The sequence below is a fragment of the Chthoniobacter flavus Ellin428 genome, assembly GCF_000173075.1.
In the GTDB taxonomy this organism is placed as follows: Bacteria; Verrucomicrobiota; Verrucomicrobiia; order Chthoniobacterales; family Chthoniobacteraceae; genus Chthoniobacter; species Chthoniobacter flavus.
Genome location: NZ_ABVL01000004.1, coordinates 486,103 through 503,420, shown reverse-complemented (window position 1 = coordinate 503,420; position 17,318 = coordinate 486,103). Strand labels below are relative to the sequence as shown.

At 62.1% G+C, this 17,318-nt stretch carries 16 protein-coding genes and 1 pseudogene; 13 read left to right on the top strand and 4 right to left on the bottom strand.

Translation table 11 applies throughout. From position 1 onward, the window contains the following. Window positions 1-61: 61 nt before the first annotated feature. Window positions 62-1,963, top strand: a complete 1,902-nt coding sequence (locus tag CFE428DRAFT_RS09640; protein WP_006979331.1) for a hypothetical protein — start codon at window positions 62-64, stop codon at window positions 1,961-1,963. On the opposite strand, the gene CFE428DRAFT_RS09635 is transcribed toward CFE428DRAFT_RS09640, so the two are convergent. Both CFE428DRAFT_RS09635 and CFE428DRAFT_RS09630 read right to left on the bottom strand, forming a co-directional pair. Beyond that, complete coding sequence (locus CFE428DRAFT_RS09635) at window positions 1,960-2,850, bottom strand: outer membrane beta-barrel protein (RefSeq protein ID WP_006979330.1); 891 nt, start codon at window positions 2,848-2,850, stop codon at window positions 1,960-1,962. The genes CFE428DRAFT_RS09640 and CFE428DRAFT_RS09635 overlap by 4 nt on opposite strands. Window positions 2,851-2,875: 25 nt before the next feature. Further along, window positions 2,876-3,682: a FecR domain-containing protein gene (locus tag CFE428DRAFT_RS09630; protein WP_131989674.1), complete on the bottom strand. Its 807-nt coding sequence runs from the start codon at window positions 3,680-3,682 to the stop codon at window positions 2,876-2,878. A 174-nt stretch (window positions 3,683-3,856) separates the two neighbouring features. Between CFE428DRAFT_RS09630 and CFE428DRAFT_RS39695 the strand changes: the two genes are divergently transcribed. The 3 genes from CFE428DRAFT_RS39695 to bcp are packed head-to-tail and all read left to right on the top strand — an operon-like array spanning window position 3,857 to window position 6,403. Then, window positions 3,857-4,924 carry a CHASE2 domain-containing protein gene (locus CFE428DRAFT_RS39695; RefSeq protein ID WP_006979328.1) on the top strand — a complete coding sequence of 356 codons (1,068 nt, stop codon included), beginning with the start codon at window positions 3,857-3,859 and terminating at the stop codon, window positions 4,922-4,924. A gap of 53 nt (window positions 4,925-4,977) precedes the next feature. Next, on the top strand, window positions 4,978-5,880 hold the full coding sequence (locus CFE428DRAFT_RS09620; protein ID WP_006979327.1) for an adenylate/guanylate cyclase domain-containing protein: 903 nt from the start codon (window positions 4,978-4,980) through the stop codon (window positions 5,878-5,880). Between the two features lie 46 nt (window positions 5,881-5,926). Beyond that, window positions 5,927-6,403: a thioredoxin-dependent thiol peroxidase gene (gene bcp, locus CFE428DRAFT_RS09615; protein WP_006979326.1), complete on the top strand. Its 477-nt coding sequence runs from the start codon at window positions 5,927-5,929 to the stop codon at window positions 6,401-6,403. 42 nt (window positions 6,404-6,445) lie between these two features. Here bcp and CFE428DRAFT_RS09610 read toward each other — a convergent pair whose 3' ends face one another. Together CFE428DRAFT_RS09610 and CFE428DRAFT_RS09605 are read right to left on the bottom strand one after the other, a co-directional pair. Beyond that, complete coding sequence (locus tag CFE428DRAFT_RS09610; RefSeq protein WP_006979325.1) at window positions 6,446-6,907, bottom strand: hypothetical protein; 462 nt, start codon at window positions 6,905-6,907, stop codon at window positions 6,446-6,448. A gap of 13 nt (window positions 6,908-6,920) precedes the next feature. Beyond that, window positions 6,921-7,892, bottom strand: a complete 972-nt coding sequence (locus tag CFE428DRAFT_RS09605; protein ID WP_006979324.1) for a hypothetical protein — start codon at window positions 7,890-7,892, stop codon at window positions 6,921-6,923. Between the two features lie 160 nt (window positions 7,893-8,052). Between CFE428DRAFT_RS09605 and CFE428DRAFT_RS09600 the strand changes: the two genes are divergently transcribed. The 9 genes and pseudogenes from CFE428DRAFT_RS09600 (at window position 8,053) to CFE428DRAFT_RS09565 (ending at window position 17,318) form a co-directional block, all read left to right on the top strand. Then, a complete protein-coding gene (locus CFE428DRAFT_RS09600) occupies window positions 8,053-9,150 on the top strand; it encodes a YcjF family protein (RefSeq protein WP_006979323.1) in 1,098 nt (365 codons plus the stop codon). Between the two features lie 90 nt (window positions 9,151-9,240). Continuing rightward, window positions 9,241-10,038, top strand: coding sequence for an extracellular solute-binding protein (locus tag CFE428DRAFT_RS09595; RefSeq protein WP_006979322.1), 798 nt, complete (start codon window positions 9,241-9,243; stop codon window positions 10,036-10,038). Continuing rightward, window positions 10,035-10,823: an ABC transporter permease gene (locus CFE428DRAFT_RS09590; RefSeq protein ID WP_006979321.1), complete on the top strand. Its 789-nt coding sequence runs from the start codon at window positions 10,035-10,037 to the stop codon at window positions 10,821-10,823. The genes CFE428DRAFT_RS09595 and CFE428DRAFT_RS09590 overlap by 4 nt, the downstream gene beginning before the upstream one ends. Beyond that, on the top strand, window positions 10,820-11,464 hold the full coding sequence (locus CFE428DRAFT_RS09585; protein ID WP_006979320.1) for an ABC transporter ATP-binding protein: 645 nt from the start codon (window positions 10,820-10,822) through the stop codon (window positions 11,462-11,464). Before CFE428DRAFT_RS09590 ends, CFE428DRAFT_RS09585 begins: the two co-directional genes overlap by 4 nt. 300 nt (window positions 11,465-11,764) lie before the next feature. Continuing rightward, the gene (locus CFE428DRAFT_RS09580; protein ID WP_006979319.1) at window positions 11,765-12,697 is read left to right on the top strand and encodes a dihydrodipicolinate synthase family protein; all 933 of its coding nucleotides are present in this window, start codon (window positions 11,765-11,767) and stop codon (window positions 12,695-12,697) included. Window positions 12,698-12,802: 105 nt separating this feature from the next. Further along, a pseudogene (locus CFE428DRAFT_RS39690) lies at window positions 12,803-13,035 on the top strand (aminopeptidase P N-terminal domain-containing protein); the annotation flags it as partial. A gap of 36 nt (window positions 13,036-13,071) precedes the next feature. Beyond that, on the top strand, window positions 13,072-14,013 hold the full coding sequence (locus CFE428DRAFT_RS09575) for a M24 family metallopeptidase (RefSeq protein WP_237705471.1): 942 nt from the start codon (window positions 13,072-13,074) through the stop codon (window positions 14,011-14,013). A 9-nt stretch (window positions 14,014-14,022) separates the two neighbouring features. Continuing rightward, window positions 14,023-14,949 carry a proline racemase family protein gene (locus CFE428DRAFT_RS09570; protein ID WP_006979317.1) on the top strand — a complete coding sequence of 309 codons (927 nt, stop codon included), beginning with the start codon at window positions 14,023-14,025 and terminating at the stop codon, window positions 14,947-14,949. Further along, window positions 14,946-17,318 (top strand): prolyl oligopeptidase family serine peptidase, encoded by a 2,373-nt coding sequence (locus CFE428DRAFT_RS09565; protein ID WP_006979316.1) that lies wholly within the window; start codon window positions 14,946-14,948, stop codon window positions 17,316-17,318. The genes CFE428DRAFT_RS09570 and CFE428DRAFT_RS09565 overlap by 4 nt, the downstream gene beginning before the upstream one ends.

The window sequence follows — 17,318 nt, the reverse complement described above, 5'->3', positions numbered from 1 at the left end:
CCCAAACATGGAACGGGAATTGCGGCTGGAAGGCAACCGCGCAGGCCTTTAGCGGCGCACAATGGCCCCCAACGACTTCGACAACTCCATCCACGACTTCGACACAACCGACGACGGCTCCGGCCCGGAACCATCCCCGGAACTGTGGCGCCATACACCTTTCACGGCGTTCGTCGCCGGGGAGGACACACGGGCGGTTTATGTGCGCGACCATCTGCCGGTGCTGATGCCGTCCTTCGTGGTAGATTTCGCATTGCGGTGCACGGAGTTTCGCTCGCTGCCTGGGCACATTGCGCGCTATGCCGAATCGCAGGCCTGGGGGAGCGCGGAAATCGAAGCTCTCCGCTCCTGGCAACGCAAGCTGGTGCGCGCCGGGCTTTTCATCTCGCGCACCGAGCTCTACACGCGGGCCGCGGCGATTCGCGAATCAAACGCGACACCGGCGAAGATTGGCGTCATTGGCTTTTCCACGGCTGGAGATCGCGCCGACCTCCTGCTGCGCGCCCTCGGCAGTTTCGCGGAAAATGTGCAAACGCATGGCCGCGCCGTGGATTTTCTCGTCGCCGACAGTGCCGTGGATGCCGGACACCGAGGACGCCTGCGCGGGCTGGCCGGTGAACGTGCGGCCGACCTCGGCGTGACGCTGCGCTATCTCGGTGAGCAGGAAAAGCGGCTTTTCGCCACCGAACTCATCCGGCGCAGCCAATGCCGGCCGGAAGCGGTCGAGTTTGCGCTCTTCGATCCTTTCGGCGCAGGGTCGGCCGGCGGAGCGAATCGCAATGCGCTGATGTTGCACGAAGCCGGCAGCGTCCTCGCCGCGGTGGCTGACGATGTCCTCTGCGAACTCGCTTCCACGGACTCGGGCGACTTCAAGCTCGCGCTCTTCTCCGATACCGATCCCTATGATCGCTGGGTCTTCGCCGACCGCGCCGACGCGCTGGAGGCGGTCAGCTTCGAGCCCCGCGATTATCTCGCCGAACAGGAAAAGCTCCTCGGCCGCAACCTGGGCGACCTGCTCGCTGGTGTGCCGGTGAATGAGGTGAATGTGCGCAAACTCGGCCTCACGTTTCTCCACCTGCTGGATTCCGGCGCGGCGCGCATTCGCACGACGCACCTCGGGCACGCGGGCAATCCCGCTATTCCGACATCCAGTTTCTACGCTCCGCACAAGGGCACCGAGCGGGAACTCGCGGCCGAGGCGGAAATACGCTATCGCGCCAGCTTCGCCAGTCGCGGAGCCCTCGCTCGCCTCGCGACGCCTTCGGTGGGTGACGGCACGGTCTCACCCGGCATGGCGATCGGGCTCGATCATCGCGAGTTGCTGCCGCCTTTCTTTCCAGTGCTGCCCGCGGAGGACCTCGTTTTCGGGGCCACGATGGGGGCTTGCTGTCCCGGCGCGCTCTCCGGGCATCTGCCGCTCTGTCTTCGCCACGAAACCAACGGCGACAACGCACCGCTGCATCCCGGGGAGATCAATCGCGCGCGACAGGGTTCCGTATTTGAATTCTCACAAATCCTGCGGGCGATCATGGCGGGCCATCAACCGGCCACCCAGGCCGACACCACGGCTCGCATGCAGAAGCTCGGCCGCTATATTTGCGAATTCGCCGCTCAGCCGACGCTCGATTTCCGTGAAGCCTTGCACCGTATCGTGCTGACCCATGAGAGCCAAAAGATCATGGCGCTCGAACACGCACTCTTCACCGAAATCGATGCCCCGGAATTCTGGCGGCGCGACATTCGGGACTTTCTCGATCACTCCCGCGACCGGATGCAACATGAGGACTTCGACATCCCGTATGAATTAAAAGCCGGCCGCACGAATGAGGAAAACCGCATCCTCATGCAAAAGCTCATCGCCAGCTACGGCCGACTCCTGGAGGACTGGCCGGCGATCGTCGCCGCCGCATGGGATTTGCGCAGCGAGGGAAAGCAATTCTCCGCGAGCGCGAAGGCGGATTAGAAATGCAACGACAGCCCCAGTGAGGTACTGAAGCTCTGGTAGGCCGCGTGTTCCTGCGTCGAGCCGTTATTAATGAAGCTCGTCGTGAAGCTGCCGTACCAGTGGTCGTTGAATTGATAGATCAGGTTGCCGGAGATCGTGTGCTTGGAATCGCTACGGTCGAAATCGGTGTAATCGCTGAATTGATAGACGTAGTAGAGCTGCAACGTGAGATTCGTGCGGATCTGGTGCGCCAGGCCCACCACCGCGCGGTGCACCATGCGGGTGTCGATGTCCGGATCGGCTAAATACTCTGTGAAGCTATAGCCCACGAAACCCAGCGTGCGCCCGCCATTGAACGGGACGCCCCAATCCGTGCCCCCGGTGAACCCAATGGCCTCGGTCTGTAATTGCCCGGTGTCGAAGCTCTCGTAACGATACGGCTCGAGTGTGGCGTAAAACCGCGGCAACCCCTGCTTGATATGATAGTCGAGCGTGGCCTGCGCGCTGTAGCCGACGATGCCACGATCCTGGAACCGCGAGTAGATGACCGAGTCCACCTTCGTATCGAGATCGAAGTTGAAATGCTTGCTCAGCGCCGTGTGAAAGCCCACGTCCAACGACGGCAGGAAGAGCACGTCGCCACTGCCGTGGTTCCCCTGGAGCAGCGCATTCGTCGTATAGGCGGTCTGGAAGTTGATGTTGAAACGCAGCTTGTCCCGCAGCGTCGTGCTCCCGCCTTCTTCGTCGATCTGACCGATATCCTCGACCTCCTGCGCGCTCTGCTTCGAACTCTGCGCGAGGGAACCTTGGGTGTGATAAGTGTAAGTCTTGCCGTCCTGCGCGAGCAGGGAGCCGCAAATGCCAAGCAGCAGCAGGAGCGTGGGGGGTACAAAACGCGCTTTCATCGAAGATGCCGGGGGTTCCATCGTGCTACGGAGGAGAAAATTGGAACTGCGGAGACGACGACGGAGTCGTAGGCGGTGGCGTGGGAGTCTGCGGGACGGGCGTAGGCGCGGGCGTCGCGTGATGGACGGTCGGAGTCCGCGTCGGCGTCGGTTGGTTCGGATTAAAGTGATTCACGCTGGAGGGCAGGTTGTTCACGTCGGTATAGTCGCGTCCGAGGCTCTGGAAGTAATTGAGCATCGAGCCGAAAGCCGTCTCCGGCAGCGAGACCAACGGGCCGTTGAAAGTCATCAGCTTGCCGTCGAACGCCTTGGTCATGTCGAACGGCAGAATATCAATCGACCCGTCCGCATTGATCCGCGCAAAAAAGCCCGCCGGCACTTTGCGTCCCGAAGGCAGGAGCGTGATCTCTCCTTCGATGATCGCGATGATGTTGTTCGAGACCTTGCCCACTGTGCCGGTGATCGCCGCGGTGAAACTCGGGGTCTTGATCGTGCCGCCACCCTTGCCCTTCGGCATATAGAAAACGAACGTCCCCTTCTTCAGGTTCAGCGTCCGCGTGGCCGCGTCGAAGGAAAAGATCGTGTTCTGCCCGATGCGCACCAGCGTGCCGTCCTCGTATTTCAGTTCCGCGCGCGAATCCGTCTCGGACATCAGGAAGTTATTCGCCTTGATGATATCGTTCGGCACCGCCGGACGGGTCTCGCTCTTATCGCCGATCACCTTGCCATAACTCACATGATTCTCCACACGAGTGACGGTGGCGGAAGTCAGCGGCGGGACTTCCGCGGCATGCAAAACTCCGAGCGCCATCAGCGCAGTAACGACAATCACCTTCCTGGTGAACGAGAGGGAACGGATTACGATCACGACGCCGCAGGCTGTCCCGACCGCTAATCGACGTCAAGCCGCAATATCCGGTCAAATCCCGCTTTGTTCCGAGCCCGCCAGCCGCTATTTACCTGCGCCATGACACCGAGGCTTCCTCCCCATCATCGCACCTTGACGATGATCTGCCTCCTGTGCACTGCCGCTGTCGCCGTTCTTTATGTCCAGGGCTGGTTTTACGGCGACGCCGAGCGCACCAGCCGCGACTGGTTGCTCACGAATACCGCCGCTCGTCGCTTGCCCGCCGATCCGCGCATCGTCCTGCTCGGCATCGATGAAGCCACGCGCTCGCTCGATGCGGTATTTAGCGACGATCTCGAAAAATCCCCGACCTTGCGGCTCATGAAAGAGGGCTTCCCGTGGAAGCGCGAGGTCTACGCCGCGATCGTCGATCGCCTCGCCGACGCTGGGGCCAGCGCCATCATTTTCGATATCGTCTTCCCCGCGGAAAAACCGGGCGACGACGTCTTCCGCGCGGCCCTGCTCCGCCATCGCGACAAAGTCGTCATCGGCTCCAATCTCATCGACAAGCGCTACATTCTCCCCGCGGAGACATTGCAACCCCCTCCCGATGGCCCCTCGTGGATTGGCTTCGTGAATATCCGCGCCGATGCGGATGGCTTGGTGCGCCACATCTATTACCGCACCAGCGTGGAGGAATACTTCGGCATCCCCGCCAGCGATCACACGCGAGAGATTTTTTCACTCGCGGCGCGCGGCTTGGAAAAGGCCGGTTTGGTCGATCGATTGCCCCCCGGGCATCGCCCGGTGATCTTCCGCTATTCGGAAGACGTCGTCCCGCATTCGCTCCACGAGATCTTCGTCGATGCACAATGGAACGCGCCTCCCTACAACCACGGCGAACTCTTCCGCGACAAGATCGTCGTCATCGGCAACACGGAGCAGGCCTCCGAAGATCGCGTGCAGACGCCTTATGGCATCACCTCCGGCGTCAACATTCACCTCAACGCCCTTAACTCCGCGCTCAAAGGCGACTTTCTCACCGATCTTTCCACGCAAGCGAATCTCGCCCCTCGTTGTGCTTGGGGGGATCATGGCGTGGCTGCTCGGCGCCTGGGTGCGGCGGCCGCTCCTGCGTCTCTTCGTCCCTCGCCCTCGCCATTCTGGCCTACTACGAGATCGCGCAGAACCTGGCGAATAACTACAACCTCATTCCCTCGCTTCTGAGCCCGCTGATCACGCTGATCGCCAGCGGCATCGTCTGGGCCGCGTGGGAGCAAGTGCTCGACCGCATCGAGAAACAGCGCACGCGCAAGGCGCTCGACCGTTATGTCGGCAAGGATGTCGCCCGCGAGGTGCTCGACAACCCGGCCAGCTTCCTCAATACGCTGCACGGCGAGCGCAAACAGATCACCATCATCTTCTCCGACATCCGCGGCTTCACCACGCGCACCGAGACGGCCGATCCGCAGGCGCTCGTCTCGCAGCTCAACGAATACTTCGAGGCAATGGTCGCCATCGTCTACGCGCACCGCGGCACGCTCGATAAGTTCATCGGCGATTGCGTGATGGCGCATTGGGGCAGCATCATCAGCAACGGTCCGGTCACCGATACGGAGAGCGCCGTCTCTGCCATGCTCGACATGCGGGCAAGGACCGCAAAGCTGAATGCGGAATGGGTCAAGCGTGGGATCGGCGCCATTCAGGTCGGCTTCGGCGTAAATCAGGGCGAGGCCATCGTCGGCAACCTCGGCTGCGAAGCGAAGATGGAAGTCTCGACCATCGGCGACGCGGTGAATCTTGGTTCCCGGCTCGAAGGAGCGACGAAGCAATATCACATCGATTCCTGTGTCGGCGAAAATGTCGCCGGGTTGGTCCGCGATAAATTTGTCCTGCGCTCGGTCGATCTCATCATCGTCAAAGGGAAGACCCAGCCGGTGGAAATCTTCACCGTGCTCAGCCGGCGCGGCGCACCCGAACCCGCATGGCTTCCCCGCCACGAGGAAGCGGTGCGCCTGTATCGCGCCGGTGAATTCACCGCCGCGGAAAAGATCTGGCGCGAAGTGCTCGCGCAGGCACCGGGCGACGGACTGGCCGAGACCTTCATCGCGCGCTGCGTGGAATTGCAGGCGCATCCACCCACCGGACCGTGGGACGGCGTCTACGAAATGAAGAGCAAGTAGCAGGCACCCGGCCTATCTTCCCCTTCCCTTTTTCTTTTACCGCAACATGAGCAAAGAACTGCAACCCGGCGACAAAGCCCCCACCTTCACCGCCACCGCTGTCGGCGGCACTTACGGCTGGGGCGAAACCGTCAAACTCACCAACTTCAAAGGCCAGACCGTCGTCCTTTATTTCTATCCGAAAGACGATACGCCGGGCTGCACGAAACAGGCCTGTGCTTTGCGCGATGCGTGGAAGGAATTCACCGGCCGCGCCGTGGTCTTCGGCATCAGCATCGACTCTGCGAAGAGCCACACCAAGTTCGTCACCAAATACTCGCTCCCCTTCCCGCTAATCAGCGACGAGGAAAAGAAGATCGTCGAGTCCTACGGCGTGTGGGTGGAGAAGAGCATGTACGGCCGCAAATACATGGGCACCGAGCGTAGTACCTTCATCGTCAATCCGGAGGGAAAGATCCACGCCGTCTTTCGCAAGGTGAAGCCGGAGGAGCATGTGGATGTGATTTTGGCGGCGTTGCCTTGATGCTGTCCGCCCAGACCGTCAGAGAGTTGTAGCCAGTGCGCCCTACCTCACGCGCTTATAGAGGTAATACGAATCCGTCCGATAGAACCCGTCCTTCCAAATAATCCGCCCAGAGAACACGTGATCGAGCGCGTACCCCGGTAACGGCGGCGGCACGACATCCACCGGCGGACGCAATTGCGCGCCCGCCAAAATCCAATCCGGATTGCCCTGCACCAACGCCTTGGGATTTTGCCCGGCAAAAATCTCTTTCGTCCACACCCAGAACGACCCTGGCATGTACGGCGCGATGTTGGTGAACGGATTGTGATCCAGACCAATCAACACCGCGCAGGTGGCGAACTTGAAAGCATGGATGCGCTGTTTGTCGATGCCGTGCTCACGCAGATACTGCGCGGCTTCGCGACTGCCGGAATACGGGAATTCCCAATCATGCCAGCTCGCCATCGCCGACCAATAGACCTGCACGATCGCGACGCAGGTCAGCGCACCCGTCGTTAGCAACGGCCACCAGCGGTCAGCAATGTGACCGATCGGCCGCCGTACCGGGCTCACCAAAGCGAGCCACGTGTGCAGGATCAGCAGGGCAAAAATCATTCCGCCGTGCCAGACGCTGTAAAAGCGGAAGATGAACAAGGCCCAGCAACCCGGCCACCGAGAGCAGATACGAGAGCAACACTCCGCGCGTGTAGAAAAAGCAAACGGCGCAAAGCAGCACCAGAGCGGAAATCGCCGGCCACGGCAGCACCGTCCCGAGCAGCACTTCGCTCAACGCGGTGGTGATCCGCTCCTGATTCATCTTTTCCCACGGCGGACCAAAGATATCCGCCGGCGGCCAGAGCTGCGCGACGATCAGCGCCGTATCGACGGCAAAGGCCAGTGTGAACGGCCGCAGACGCGATATCGACCACCTCATGCGATGCCACGCCTCCCACAAGAAACACACCATGAGCGAGCCGCCCATCCACGCGGCGTGCAGGCTCACCTGGGTCACGATGATGAGCATCACCACATAACGCCACGGGTGCGTGAATCGTGCCGGATACACCACCGCGACCAGCCAGAGCAGCGGCATGAGCAGCGCGTAATTTCGCGCGACGATGCCGTACTGATAGAAAAAGAAATACGTCACCGGCAGCAGCAGCCGCAGCAGCGGCGGAAATGGACTCCGGAAAAGCAGCAGCGCCCCACCGATGACCGCCAGCGCCGCCGAGACGAAATTGAGCGTCATGGCCGGTGCGCCCGCCTTCGCGGGAATGGTCAGCAGCAAATGCCACAGCGAAGTGCTCCCCTCATAGCGCGCATACTTCCACAGGATATCCCAAACGCTGGCATCGCGGGCGAGAAACCACGCCTGCACTTCGTCGAACCAAGGTTCATGTTTCGGCACGAGCAGGATTGCCGCGATCGCGAGAACCACGAGCATGGTCACGGTTGCGATGCGCAAGGCAATCGCAGAGGAAGCGGAGGGAGAGGACTGATCGGACATCGAGCCGGTGAGCCAAACAAACCGCGCGAAAAAAGTCGCGCGCGAACACGCAAAATCGACGCCCAAACGTTTCTGTAGGAGAATCCTCGCCGTCCGAACTGGCGGAATGATGGAGGATACGCCATGGTGAAACACAACGGTTAAAACAGCGCCCGCCTCGATGAAGCCTTCCTCATTCCTGCCACTCTACGAAAAACTTGAAGCGCTGGTGAACAAGCTTCCCGCGGGACTGCAGCAGCCGATCCTGCGTGAGATCACGCCGATCAAGACACTCTTCCTCATGCAGCGCCCGCCGCGCCTCGTGCTCGTGGGACCGAATGGCGCGGGCAAAGCGGAACTGCTGGCCACACTCTTTGGCGACGAAGTGTTCCGGCCCGGCGAGGAAAATCTCAGCGATGGCCATTGGCAGACGATCGACCGCACCGGCCGCGGCAGCCTGCGTCTGCTCGATGCGCGCCGCCCCGCCTCGCTGCCCCTGCTGCGCGAAGTGCTCACCCAGGAACCGCCCGACCTCTTCATCTTCGCACGCTCCGCCGGCCCGATCGGCGATTCGCTCAGCGCCGATCTCGATCACGCTGTGCAGCTTCTCCCCGTCGTCACGCCGCGCGAAGGCGCGGTGCCCAAACTCATGGGGCTGCTTCTGCCAGGCGACGGCGGCGAGATCGAAGCCGCCCGCCAGGAACTCCACGCCGTCCTCCACACGCGCCCGGAATTGAGCGCCCGCATGGCCGGCACGCTGGCGCTATTCGGTGATCCCGTGGGACAGCGGCTCGCGGAGCTGATCGCCATTGAACTTCCACCGGCAGCGCAACTCGAGATGGCGCGGCTTTCCAGCAATCGCGCCCTGCAAAAGCAAATCGCGCAGGTCGTCATCAAATCCGTCACCGCCATCTGCACCGCCATCGGCGCACAGCCGATCCCGCTCGCCGATTTCCCGATTCTCACCTCGCTGCAGGCCACTATGGTCGCCGGCATCATGCACATCAGCGGACGCGAAATGAGCGCCAGGCTCGCCGCGGAATTCATGACCGCAGTCGGCGCCAATGTCGGCCTCGGCCTCGCCCTGCGCGAAGGCGCGCGCGCCGCGGTGAAGTTCCTCCCCGGCTGGGGCAACGCCATCTCCGGCGCCGTCGCCGGCGCGGGCACGTATTCCATCGGCCACGCCGCCGTCTCGTATTTCATCGAAGGCGTTTCGCTCAAAGACGCCCGCAGCGTTTTCAAGCGCGGCAAGAAAGAGCCGACCCTGCTGAAGGAATAGGCGCAGCCAGGCGGCTGGCAGCCCATCGGTAGCGACGCTGTCGCTTGTGCTTGGCTCTGCCTCTCCGCCGCGCACAATGTGGCGCCTGCCATGAAAAAACTCGCCGCGCTCATCCTGCTTCTCGCCGCCCTGCTGGCGGGCGTGGCTTTTTACCAGCATCGCGCTTCGACATCCAGCGGCGGAACTGCGGCGCCGCTCACGGTCTATTGCGCGGCGAGCCTCAAGAAATCGCTGGAGACGATCGTCGAACAATATCGTCAGGACACCGGGACGGAAGTGCGCCTGCAATTTGGCGGCAGCGGCACGCTCTTGAGCAGTTTGCGCGTGGCCAAACAGGGCGACCTCTACCTGCCGGTGGATGAAGGTTCGGTGAACGACGCCCGCCAGGCCGGGGTCGTGCGCGAAGTCTTCGCCATCGCCGTTCAACGTCCGGTCATCGCCGTGCGCCTGAGTAACCCGAAAGGTATCCACACCCTCGATGATCTCCTGCGCGCCGACGTGAAAACCGCGCTGGCCAACCCCGAAGCCGCCAGCATCTCGCGCGTGTCGCGCAAGACCCTCGGCGAAAAATGGAACCAGCTCGCCGCGCACGCCACCGTGATGAAACCGACGGTCACCGAAGTCGCCGCGGACGTGAATCTCGGCACCGTCGATGCCGGGATCATCTGGGACACCGTGACTGCGCAATTCAAGGACACGCAAGCGATCGAAGTGCCCGAACTTTCCGGCATCCACGAAAATGCCTCGGCCTGCGTGCTCGCCTTTTCCACGCAACCGGACGCGGCGCTGCGCTTCGCGCACTATCTCACCGCGCCGGACAAGGGCGGCGCCGTCTTCCAGGCGAATGGCTTCACCCCGGCCGGTGGAGAAAAATGGGCGGGGCAATGACCAACCGTGCCACACGCCTTTCGCCATTCTGGAGCGGCCTCACGCTGGCCACCGCCCTGTATCTGCTCTTCCTGCTCGCGATGCTCGGCTCGCTGGCCACCTACACCACCCCGGCGCATTTGTGGGCGGCGCTGGGCTCGCGAGAAATTCGCTACTCGACTGGCCTGAGCCTGGTGAGCGCCACCACCTCGGCCCTGCTCGCGCTGCTGCTCGCGGTGCCAGTGGGCTATTTGCTCTCGCGCGCGCAGTTCCGGGGCAAATCGTGGCTCGATGCCGCGCTGGATATTCCCATCGTGCTGCCGCCGATGGTCGTGGGCATGTGCCTGCTCACGTTTTTCCAGACACCGGTGGGCAAGGTAATCGAGCGCGCGATCCCATTCACCTATGCCGTTCCCGGCATTGTCCTCGCGCAATTTGTCATCGGCGCCGCCTTCGCCGTACGCACCATGCGCAATGTCTTCGATCATCTTTCCTCTCGTCCGGAAGATGTGGCCATGACTCTGGGTTGCTCGCGCGGGCAGGCCGCGTGGCTGGTGACACTGCCCGCCGCGCGGCGCGGAATGCTGACCGCGTTTAGCGTCGCGTGGGCGCGCAGCCTCGGCGAATTCGGCCCCATCCTCATCTTCGCCGGCCTCACCCGCCTGAAAACCGAGGTATTGCCGACCAGCATTTTCATCGAACTCGGTGCCGGCCATCTCGAAGCCGCCATCGCGGTGAGCCTGCTGCTGGTCGCCCTAGCCCTCGTGGTACTCGTGGCGGTGCGCATCCTGGGAGAACGCCTGTGATCCAGCTCGAGTCCATCACCTGGCATGCCGGAAATTTTCGCCTGGAGGACATCGGCTTTTCCATTCCCACCGGAAGCTATGGCGTCCTCATGGGGCGCACCGGGAGTGGAAAGACGACGCTGTTGGAGATCATCTGCGGGCTGCGCCGTCCATCGGCGGGGCGCGTGCGGATCGGAGATCGCGATGTCACCGAAGATCCGCCGGCGATGCGCGGCATCGGTTATGTGCCGCAGGATGGCGCGCTCTTTCCCACGATGACCGTGCGGGAGCAACTGGGCTTCGCGCTGCAGGTGCGGCGGCGTGCGGCGGCGGAAATCGCGCAACGCGTCGATCAACTGGCCACCGAGCTCGGCCTCACCGCGTTGCTCGATCGCCTTCCCCATCATCTCTCCGGCGGCGAACGTCAGCGCGTGGCGCTGGGCCGCGCCCTCGCCGCCCAGCCCAAGGTTCTTCTGCTCGACGAACCGCTCAGCGCCATCGACGAAGAACTCCGCGACGACCTCGCCGCGCTCCTACGGCGGGTGCAACGCGAGCACGGCGTAACCGCGCTCCACATAACGCATTCCCGCGCCGAGGCCGACCTGCTGGCCGACGTAATCTTCCGTCTCGCCGACGGCAGGGTCGTTGGGACGGTGAAATAAATAAACCACCCTCCTCGCGGTCATTCTGAGCGGAGTGCCCCGAGCGGTAAAGTGGCGGGGCACGGAGTCGAAGAACCCCGTCGCTTTACCAGAGATCATCGGTGGTTGTCCCACGGGATTCTTCGACTGCGTTCCGGTCGTTACACTCCCTCCACTCCGCTCCAAGAATGACACGCGGGGGGAAAGCGATTTATTTATTTCACAGTCTCTTAGAGGCACCGCTTGTCTATATTCGCGAGCACCCGGTGTGATTCCGAACAAGAGCTTTTCGCACGGTTTCGCTAGTCTCGTCTGAATCTCATGAAAGCCCCTCCCCGGAAACCCAAGTCGAATCGCTGGCAGGGAGTGTTCCCCGCCGTCACCACCCAAATGCACAAGGATGGGTCGCTCGATCTCGAGGCCACCGCGCGGCACATCGAGGTGCTGATCGAAAGTGGCATCACCGGCGTGGTGATCCTTGGCTCGCTCGGGGAGAATCAGATGCTCACCGGAGAGGAGAAACGGCTCATGGTGCGCGAGATGGTCCGCGCAATCAGCGGGCGCATTCCGGTGTTGAGCGGGGTCGCGGAGACCAGCACGGCCGAGGCCTGCCGCTACACGCGCGATTGCGAAGCGCTCGGCGCGGATGGCGTGATGCTGCTGCCTCCGATGGTTTACAAGACGCCCGATCCGGTCGAGACCCTGGCCCATTTTCGCACGGTGGCGAAGGCCACGGGGTTGCCGATCATGATCTACAATAACCCGATTTCCTACGGAAACGACCTGACTCCAGAAATGTTTGCTCAGCTGGCGAGTGTCCCGAATTTCGTAGCGCTCAAGGAGAGCTCTGGGAATACGCGCCGCATCACAGATCTGCGCAACACGGTCGGCGATCGCTATGCGATTTTTACCGGCGTGGATGATCTCGTCCTCGAATCGGCGGTGCTCGGCATCGACGGCTGGGTGGCCGGCACCGGCATCGCCTTTCCGGCGCAGAATCAATACTTCTGGGAATTGATCCTGGCCGGTGATTGGGCGAAGGCGCGGGAGATTTACCGTTGGTTCACGCCGCTGCTGCACCTCGATACCCACGTGAAGTTCGTGCAATACATCAAACTCTGCACCCAGGAGTGTGGACTCGGCCGCGAATGGACGCGCGCGCCGCGACTGCCGCTCAAGGGCGCCGAACGCAAAGCCGTGCTCAAGATCATCCACGATGGGATTGCCGCCGCGCCCAAGGTGCCGAAGAAATAGCGTCATGCGCCACGCCCCCATCCCCGCCCAACTCTTCGTCGAGAATCGCACACGCCTGCGTCGCTGCTGCCGCCGAAGTCGTTCGTCGCTTTAAACAACAACGACGTGCTGCCGACGAATGCCGACGGCTCGCTCATCCTCCATCCGAATGCCGACCTCTTCTATCTCAGCGGAGTCGCGCAGGAGGAATCGATTCTCCTGCTCTTTCCGAGGCCAGCGACGAGCGGAACCGCGAAATCCTTTTCGTGCGCGAGACTTCGCCGCTCATCGAGACGTGGGAAGGCAAGCGCCTCTCGAAGGAGGAAGCGAAAACCGTTTCCGGCATCGCGCGCGTGGAATGGCTGTCGGAATTTCCCGTGCTTTTTCGCGCTCTGATGTGCGAGGCGGAGAACGTCTATCTCAACAACAACGAACATCCCCGCGCCGTGGTGACGGTCGAGACTCGCGAGGCGCGATTCGTGCACGAGACCCATCGGGCGTTTCCGCTGCACCGTTATCATCGGCTCGCTCCCCTGCTCCACGCCTTGCGCTCGGTGAAGTCGGACGCCGAGGTGGCTCTCCTGCGCCAGGCGTGCGCCATCACCGGCGATGGCTTTCGTCGCGTCGCCCGTTTCTTGAAGCCGGGTGTGACCGAGAACGAGGTGGAAGCCGAATTCGCGCACGAGTTCATCTCGCGGGGTGCGAAGTTTGCCTATTCGCCGATCATCGGCTCGGGCGCGAATGCGTGCGCATTGCATTACATCCAAAACGACGGTCCGTGCCGCGATGGTGACCTGCTGTTACTTGATGTCGCGGCGTGTTGCGCCAACTACAATGCCGATCTCACGCGGACCCTGCCGGTGAATGGCCGTTTCACCCGGCGCCAGCGCCAGATCTACGACGCCGTGTTGCGCGTCTATCGCGTGTGCGAAGCGGCGCTGGAGCCCGGCATCACGCCGAAGGAATGGCGTGAGGTGGCCGATGAAGCGATGGCGAAAGAGCTCGTCGACTTGAAATTGATCAAGGCCGCGGAGGTGCGGAAACAAGGAGCGGAAAAGAAAGCCGTGCGGAAATATTTCATGCACGGCATCGGCCATCCGATCGGACTCGATGTGCACGATGTCTCCGTCATCGGCGCGCCGATTGAGGCCGGCTGGGTGATGACTTGCGAGCCGGGCATTTATATTCCCGAGGAAAACCTCGGCATTCGACTCGAGGACACCGTGCTCGTGACCAAGGATGGCCCACAGAGCCTCATGGCCGACATCCCGATGGAAGCCGGGGAGATCGAAGCCCTGATGGCAGGGAAAACCAAAAAGGCCCGCGCGCGCCGCTGAGCGATCGCCATGGACCGCATCCACGTCATCGACTCACACACGGGCGGCGAGCCGACCCGGGTCGTGATCTCCGGCGGGCCGGATCTCGGCGATGGGCCGATTAGCGGGCGCCTCGCGCTCCTGCGCGAGCACTTCGATGGCTTTCGTGCGGCTGTGGTGAATGAGCCGCGCGGCTCGGAGGTGCTCGTGGGTGCGCTGCTTTGCGAGCCCAGCGATCCGTCCTGCTCGGTGGGCATCATCTTCTTCAACAACATCGGCTACCTCGGGATGTGCGGTCACGGGACGATCGGTGTCGTGGCGACGCTCGCGCACCTGGGCAAAATCGGCGACGGCCAATTGCGCATCGAGACTCCGGTGGGGATCATTGATGCCACCTGGCATGGGAAAGGGCGTGCGTCATGTGCCAATGTGCCGAGCTATCGCCTGGCCAAGGATATCCGGCTTGATGTTCCCGGTCTGGGTGTGGTGGTGGGCGACGTGGCTTGGGGAGGCAACTGGTTTTTCCTGACCAAAAGCAACACCGGTCCGCTGGTGCTCAACGACGTGGAACGGCTCACCGATATCGCCTGGCGGATCCGGAAGATCCTCAATACCAGCGGCTTTCCCGAAGTGGACCACGTCGAATTTTATGGCGACCCACAGTGTGGCGGTGACTCTCGCAATTTTGTCCTCTGCCCCGGCCGGGCTTATGACCGCTCGCCTTGCGGCACAGGCACCAGCGCCAAACTCGCCTGTCTGGCTGCGGACGGCATGTTGCCGGAAGGCGTCGAATGGGTGCAGGAAAGCTTCATCGGCAGCAAATTCCGCGGAAGCTTCCGCTGGCTTGATCAGGAAAAGGGTCTCATCGCTCCCACCATTACCGGCTCCGCCTTCATCACTTCCGAAGCCACTCTCCTTCTCGACCCCGACGATCCCTTCCGCACCGGCATCCGATGAATAAAATCCTCCGTTTCCTCCTCCTTCATTTCTGCGCTGCGACCGTGACCTCGACACCGCTGCTCGCCGGTGGCTCAGCTGCCGATTACGACCGCGCGCTCAGCCTGCCCAAGCGCACGGAAAACACGGTGTTTCGCGCCAGGTTCGACGTGCATTGGCTGCCAGGAAACCAGCGCCTTTGGTATCGCGTGCAAACCGGGCCGGAGACTTGGGAATACGTCGCCGTCGATGCGGAGACGGGAAAGATTCAGCGCGCGCCGGACCTCGACGGATTGGACTTGCCGAAGCAGACGGTCACCACCTCGGCGAACGGTTCGCTCAAGCCGCGGCCTTCTCGAAAATCGAACACCCCGACGACCTTCCGCTTCGTCAATCACATGGCGGAGCCGGTCGATGTCTCGTGGATCGATACTGAGGGGAAGAACAAACTCTACGGGCACATCAAGCCCACGGGAGAATTTGCCCAGCACACGTTCGTCGGGCACACCTGGCTGCTCTCCGACTCGATGGGCGGAACGATCGCGGTCCTCGAGGCGACGGACGAGCCGATGGAAATCGTCATCGATGGCAAGGGAACGATGCGCGACATCCGCGAAAGGGAAAAGCGTCCCGCGGTCCGCAGCACCTCGCCCGATGGACAATGGGAGGTGCGTATCGAGAATCACAATGTCGCGCTTCACCACATCGCCGATGAAGCAGTAACGATGCTGACCAGGGACGGGACGGAAGAGAATGCTTATCACGGCCGGGCGCAGTGGGCTCCGGACTCGCAGAGCTTTGTCATTAGCCGCGCGGGAAAAATCACTACGCGCGAAGTAACGCTCGTGCAGTCCTCGCCGCCAGATCGATTGCAGCCAAAGGTCCTCACTTATCCGTACGCCAAACCCGGCGATCCTCTTCCCAATCCGCAACCGCTGCTCGTGCGCCTGGCGGATCGCAGCGTGACGCCCATCGACAATGCGCTCTTCCCCACGCCGTTCACGGACCGATTGGAGGTCGACGGCCGCTGGGCCCCGCGGAGCGACGAGTTTTTCTTCGATTACAATCAGCGCGGCCACCAGTTGTACCGCATCATCGGCGTCAAAGCCGCGACTGGAACGACGCGCGCGGTAGTGGAGGAAAAGAGCGCGACCTTCATCGACTATACGAAGAAAACGTGGCGGCAGTGGCTGGATAAGACCGGTGAGTTGCTGTGGATGAGCGAGCGCGATGGTTGGTGCCGCTTGTATCTCTATGATGTCGCGACGGGGACGCAAAAGGCGCTGGTCACGCCGGGGCAAGGCGTCGTGAGGAACGTCGAAAAGGTCGACGAAGAGAAACGCGAGGTGTGGTATCTGGCCAGCGGCTTGCGGGCCAATGAAGATCCTTACCATCAGCATCTCTGCCGGGTGAATTTCGATGGCACTGGCTTCGCGCAACTCACCCAGGGCGATGGCAATCACGAGGTGACCTTTTCGCCGGATGGTCGCTATTTCGTCGATCGCTGGTCCCGTGCCGATCTGGCGCCCACCACCGAATTGCGCCGCAGCGATAGCGGCGCACAGGTCTGTGAGTTGGAGCATGCCGAAGTCCAGGCGTTACTCGGCGCGGGCTGGACGTGGCCCGAGCGATTCACCGCGAAAGGACGCGACGGCCAGACCGATATCTACGGCGTGATCATCAAGCCATCGAACTTCGATCCAGCGCGAAAGTATCCGGTGCTGGAGGAAGTATATGCCGGGCCGCATGGCGCTTTCGCGCCGAAGACGTTCGGGCGGCTCCTGCGCCAGCACATGCTCGCGGAGTTGGGTTTCATCGTGGTGCAGGCGGATGGCATGGGGACGAATTTTCGCGGCAAGGCCTTCCATGACGTGGCCTGGAAGAATCTCAAGGACGCCGGTTTCCCGGACCGCATCGCGTGGATCCGCAGCGCGGCGGCCACCCGACCGTGGATGGACCTCGACCACGTCGGCATTTATGGCGGCTCCGCGGGTGGACAGAGCGCGATGCGGGCGCTCATCGATCATGCGGATTTCTACAAGGCGGCTTTTGCGGATTGCGGATGCCACGACAACCGCATGGACAAGATCTGGTGGAATGAACAATGGCTGGGCTGGCCGCTGGACGATTCGTATGTGCGCAATTCCAATGTCGTGGACGCGGCCAAGGTGCAAGGCGCGCTGATGCTCTGCGTGGGCGAGTTGGATCACAACGTCGACCCTTCCTCGACCATGCAGGTCGTGAATGCGCTGGAAAAGGCGGACAAGGATTTCGAGCTCCTGGTGATGACCAACACCAATCACGGTGCGGCGGAGACGCCCTACGGCGTCCGGCGGCGGATGGACTTCTTCGTGCGGCATTTGCTCGACGTGAAGCCGCGGCATCCGTGA

Bases quoted from the DNA above. Each gene is read 5' to 3' on its own strand.
- CFE428DRAFT_RS09640 (WP_006979331.1), top strand. From the start codon at position 62: ATGGCCCCCAACGACTTCGACAACTCCATCCACGACTTCGACACAACC.
- CFE428DRAFT_RS09635 (WP_006979330.1), bottom strand. From the start codon at position 2,850: ATGAAAGCGCGTTTTGTACCCCCCACGCTCCTGCTGCTGCTTGGCATT.
- CFE428DRAFT_RS39695 (WP_006979328.1), top strand. From the start codon at position 3,857: ATGATCTGCCTCCTGTGCACTGCCGCTGTCGCCGTTCTTTATGTCCAG.
- bcp (WP_006979326.1), top strand. From the start codon at position 5,927: ATGAGCAAAGAACTGCAACCCGGCGACAAAGCCCCCACCTTCACCGCC.
- CFE428DRAFT_RS09605 (WP_006979324.1), bottom strand. From the start codon at position 7,892: ATGTCCGATCAGTCCTCTCCCTCCGCTTCCTCTGCGATTGCCTTGCGC.
- CFE428DRAFT_RS09600 (WP_006979323.1), top strand. From the start codon at position 8,053: ATGAAGCCTTCCTCATTCCTGCCACTCTACGAAAAACTTGAAGCGCTG.
- CFE428DRAFT_RS09595 (WP_006979322.1), top strand. From the start codon at position 9,241: ATGAAAAAACTCGCCGCGCTCATCCTGCTTCTCGCCGCCCTGCTGGCG.
- CFE428DRAFT_RS09590 (WP_006979321.1), top strand. From the start codon at position 10,035: ATGACCAACCGTGCCACACGCCTTTCGCCATTCTGGAGCGGCCTCACG.
- CFE428DRAFT_RS09580 (WP_006979319.1), top strand. From the start codon at position 11,765: ATGAAAGCCCCTCCCCGGAAACCCAAGTCGAATCGCTGGCAGGGAGTG.
- CFE428DRAFT_RS09575 (WP_237705471.1), top strand. From the start codon at position 13,072: ATGTGCGAGGCGGAGAACGTCTATCTCAACAACAACGAACATCCCCGC.
- CFE428DRAFT_RS09570 (WP_006979317.1), top strand. From the start codon at position 14,023: ATGGACCGCATCCACGTCATCGACTCACACACGGGCGGCGAGCCGACC.
- CFE428DRAFT_RS09565 (WP_006979316.1), top strand. From the start codon at position 14,946: ATGAATAAAATCCTCCGTTTCCTCCTCCTTCATTTCTGCGCTGCGACC.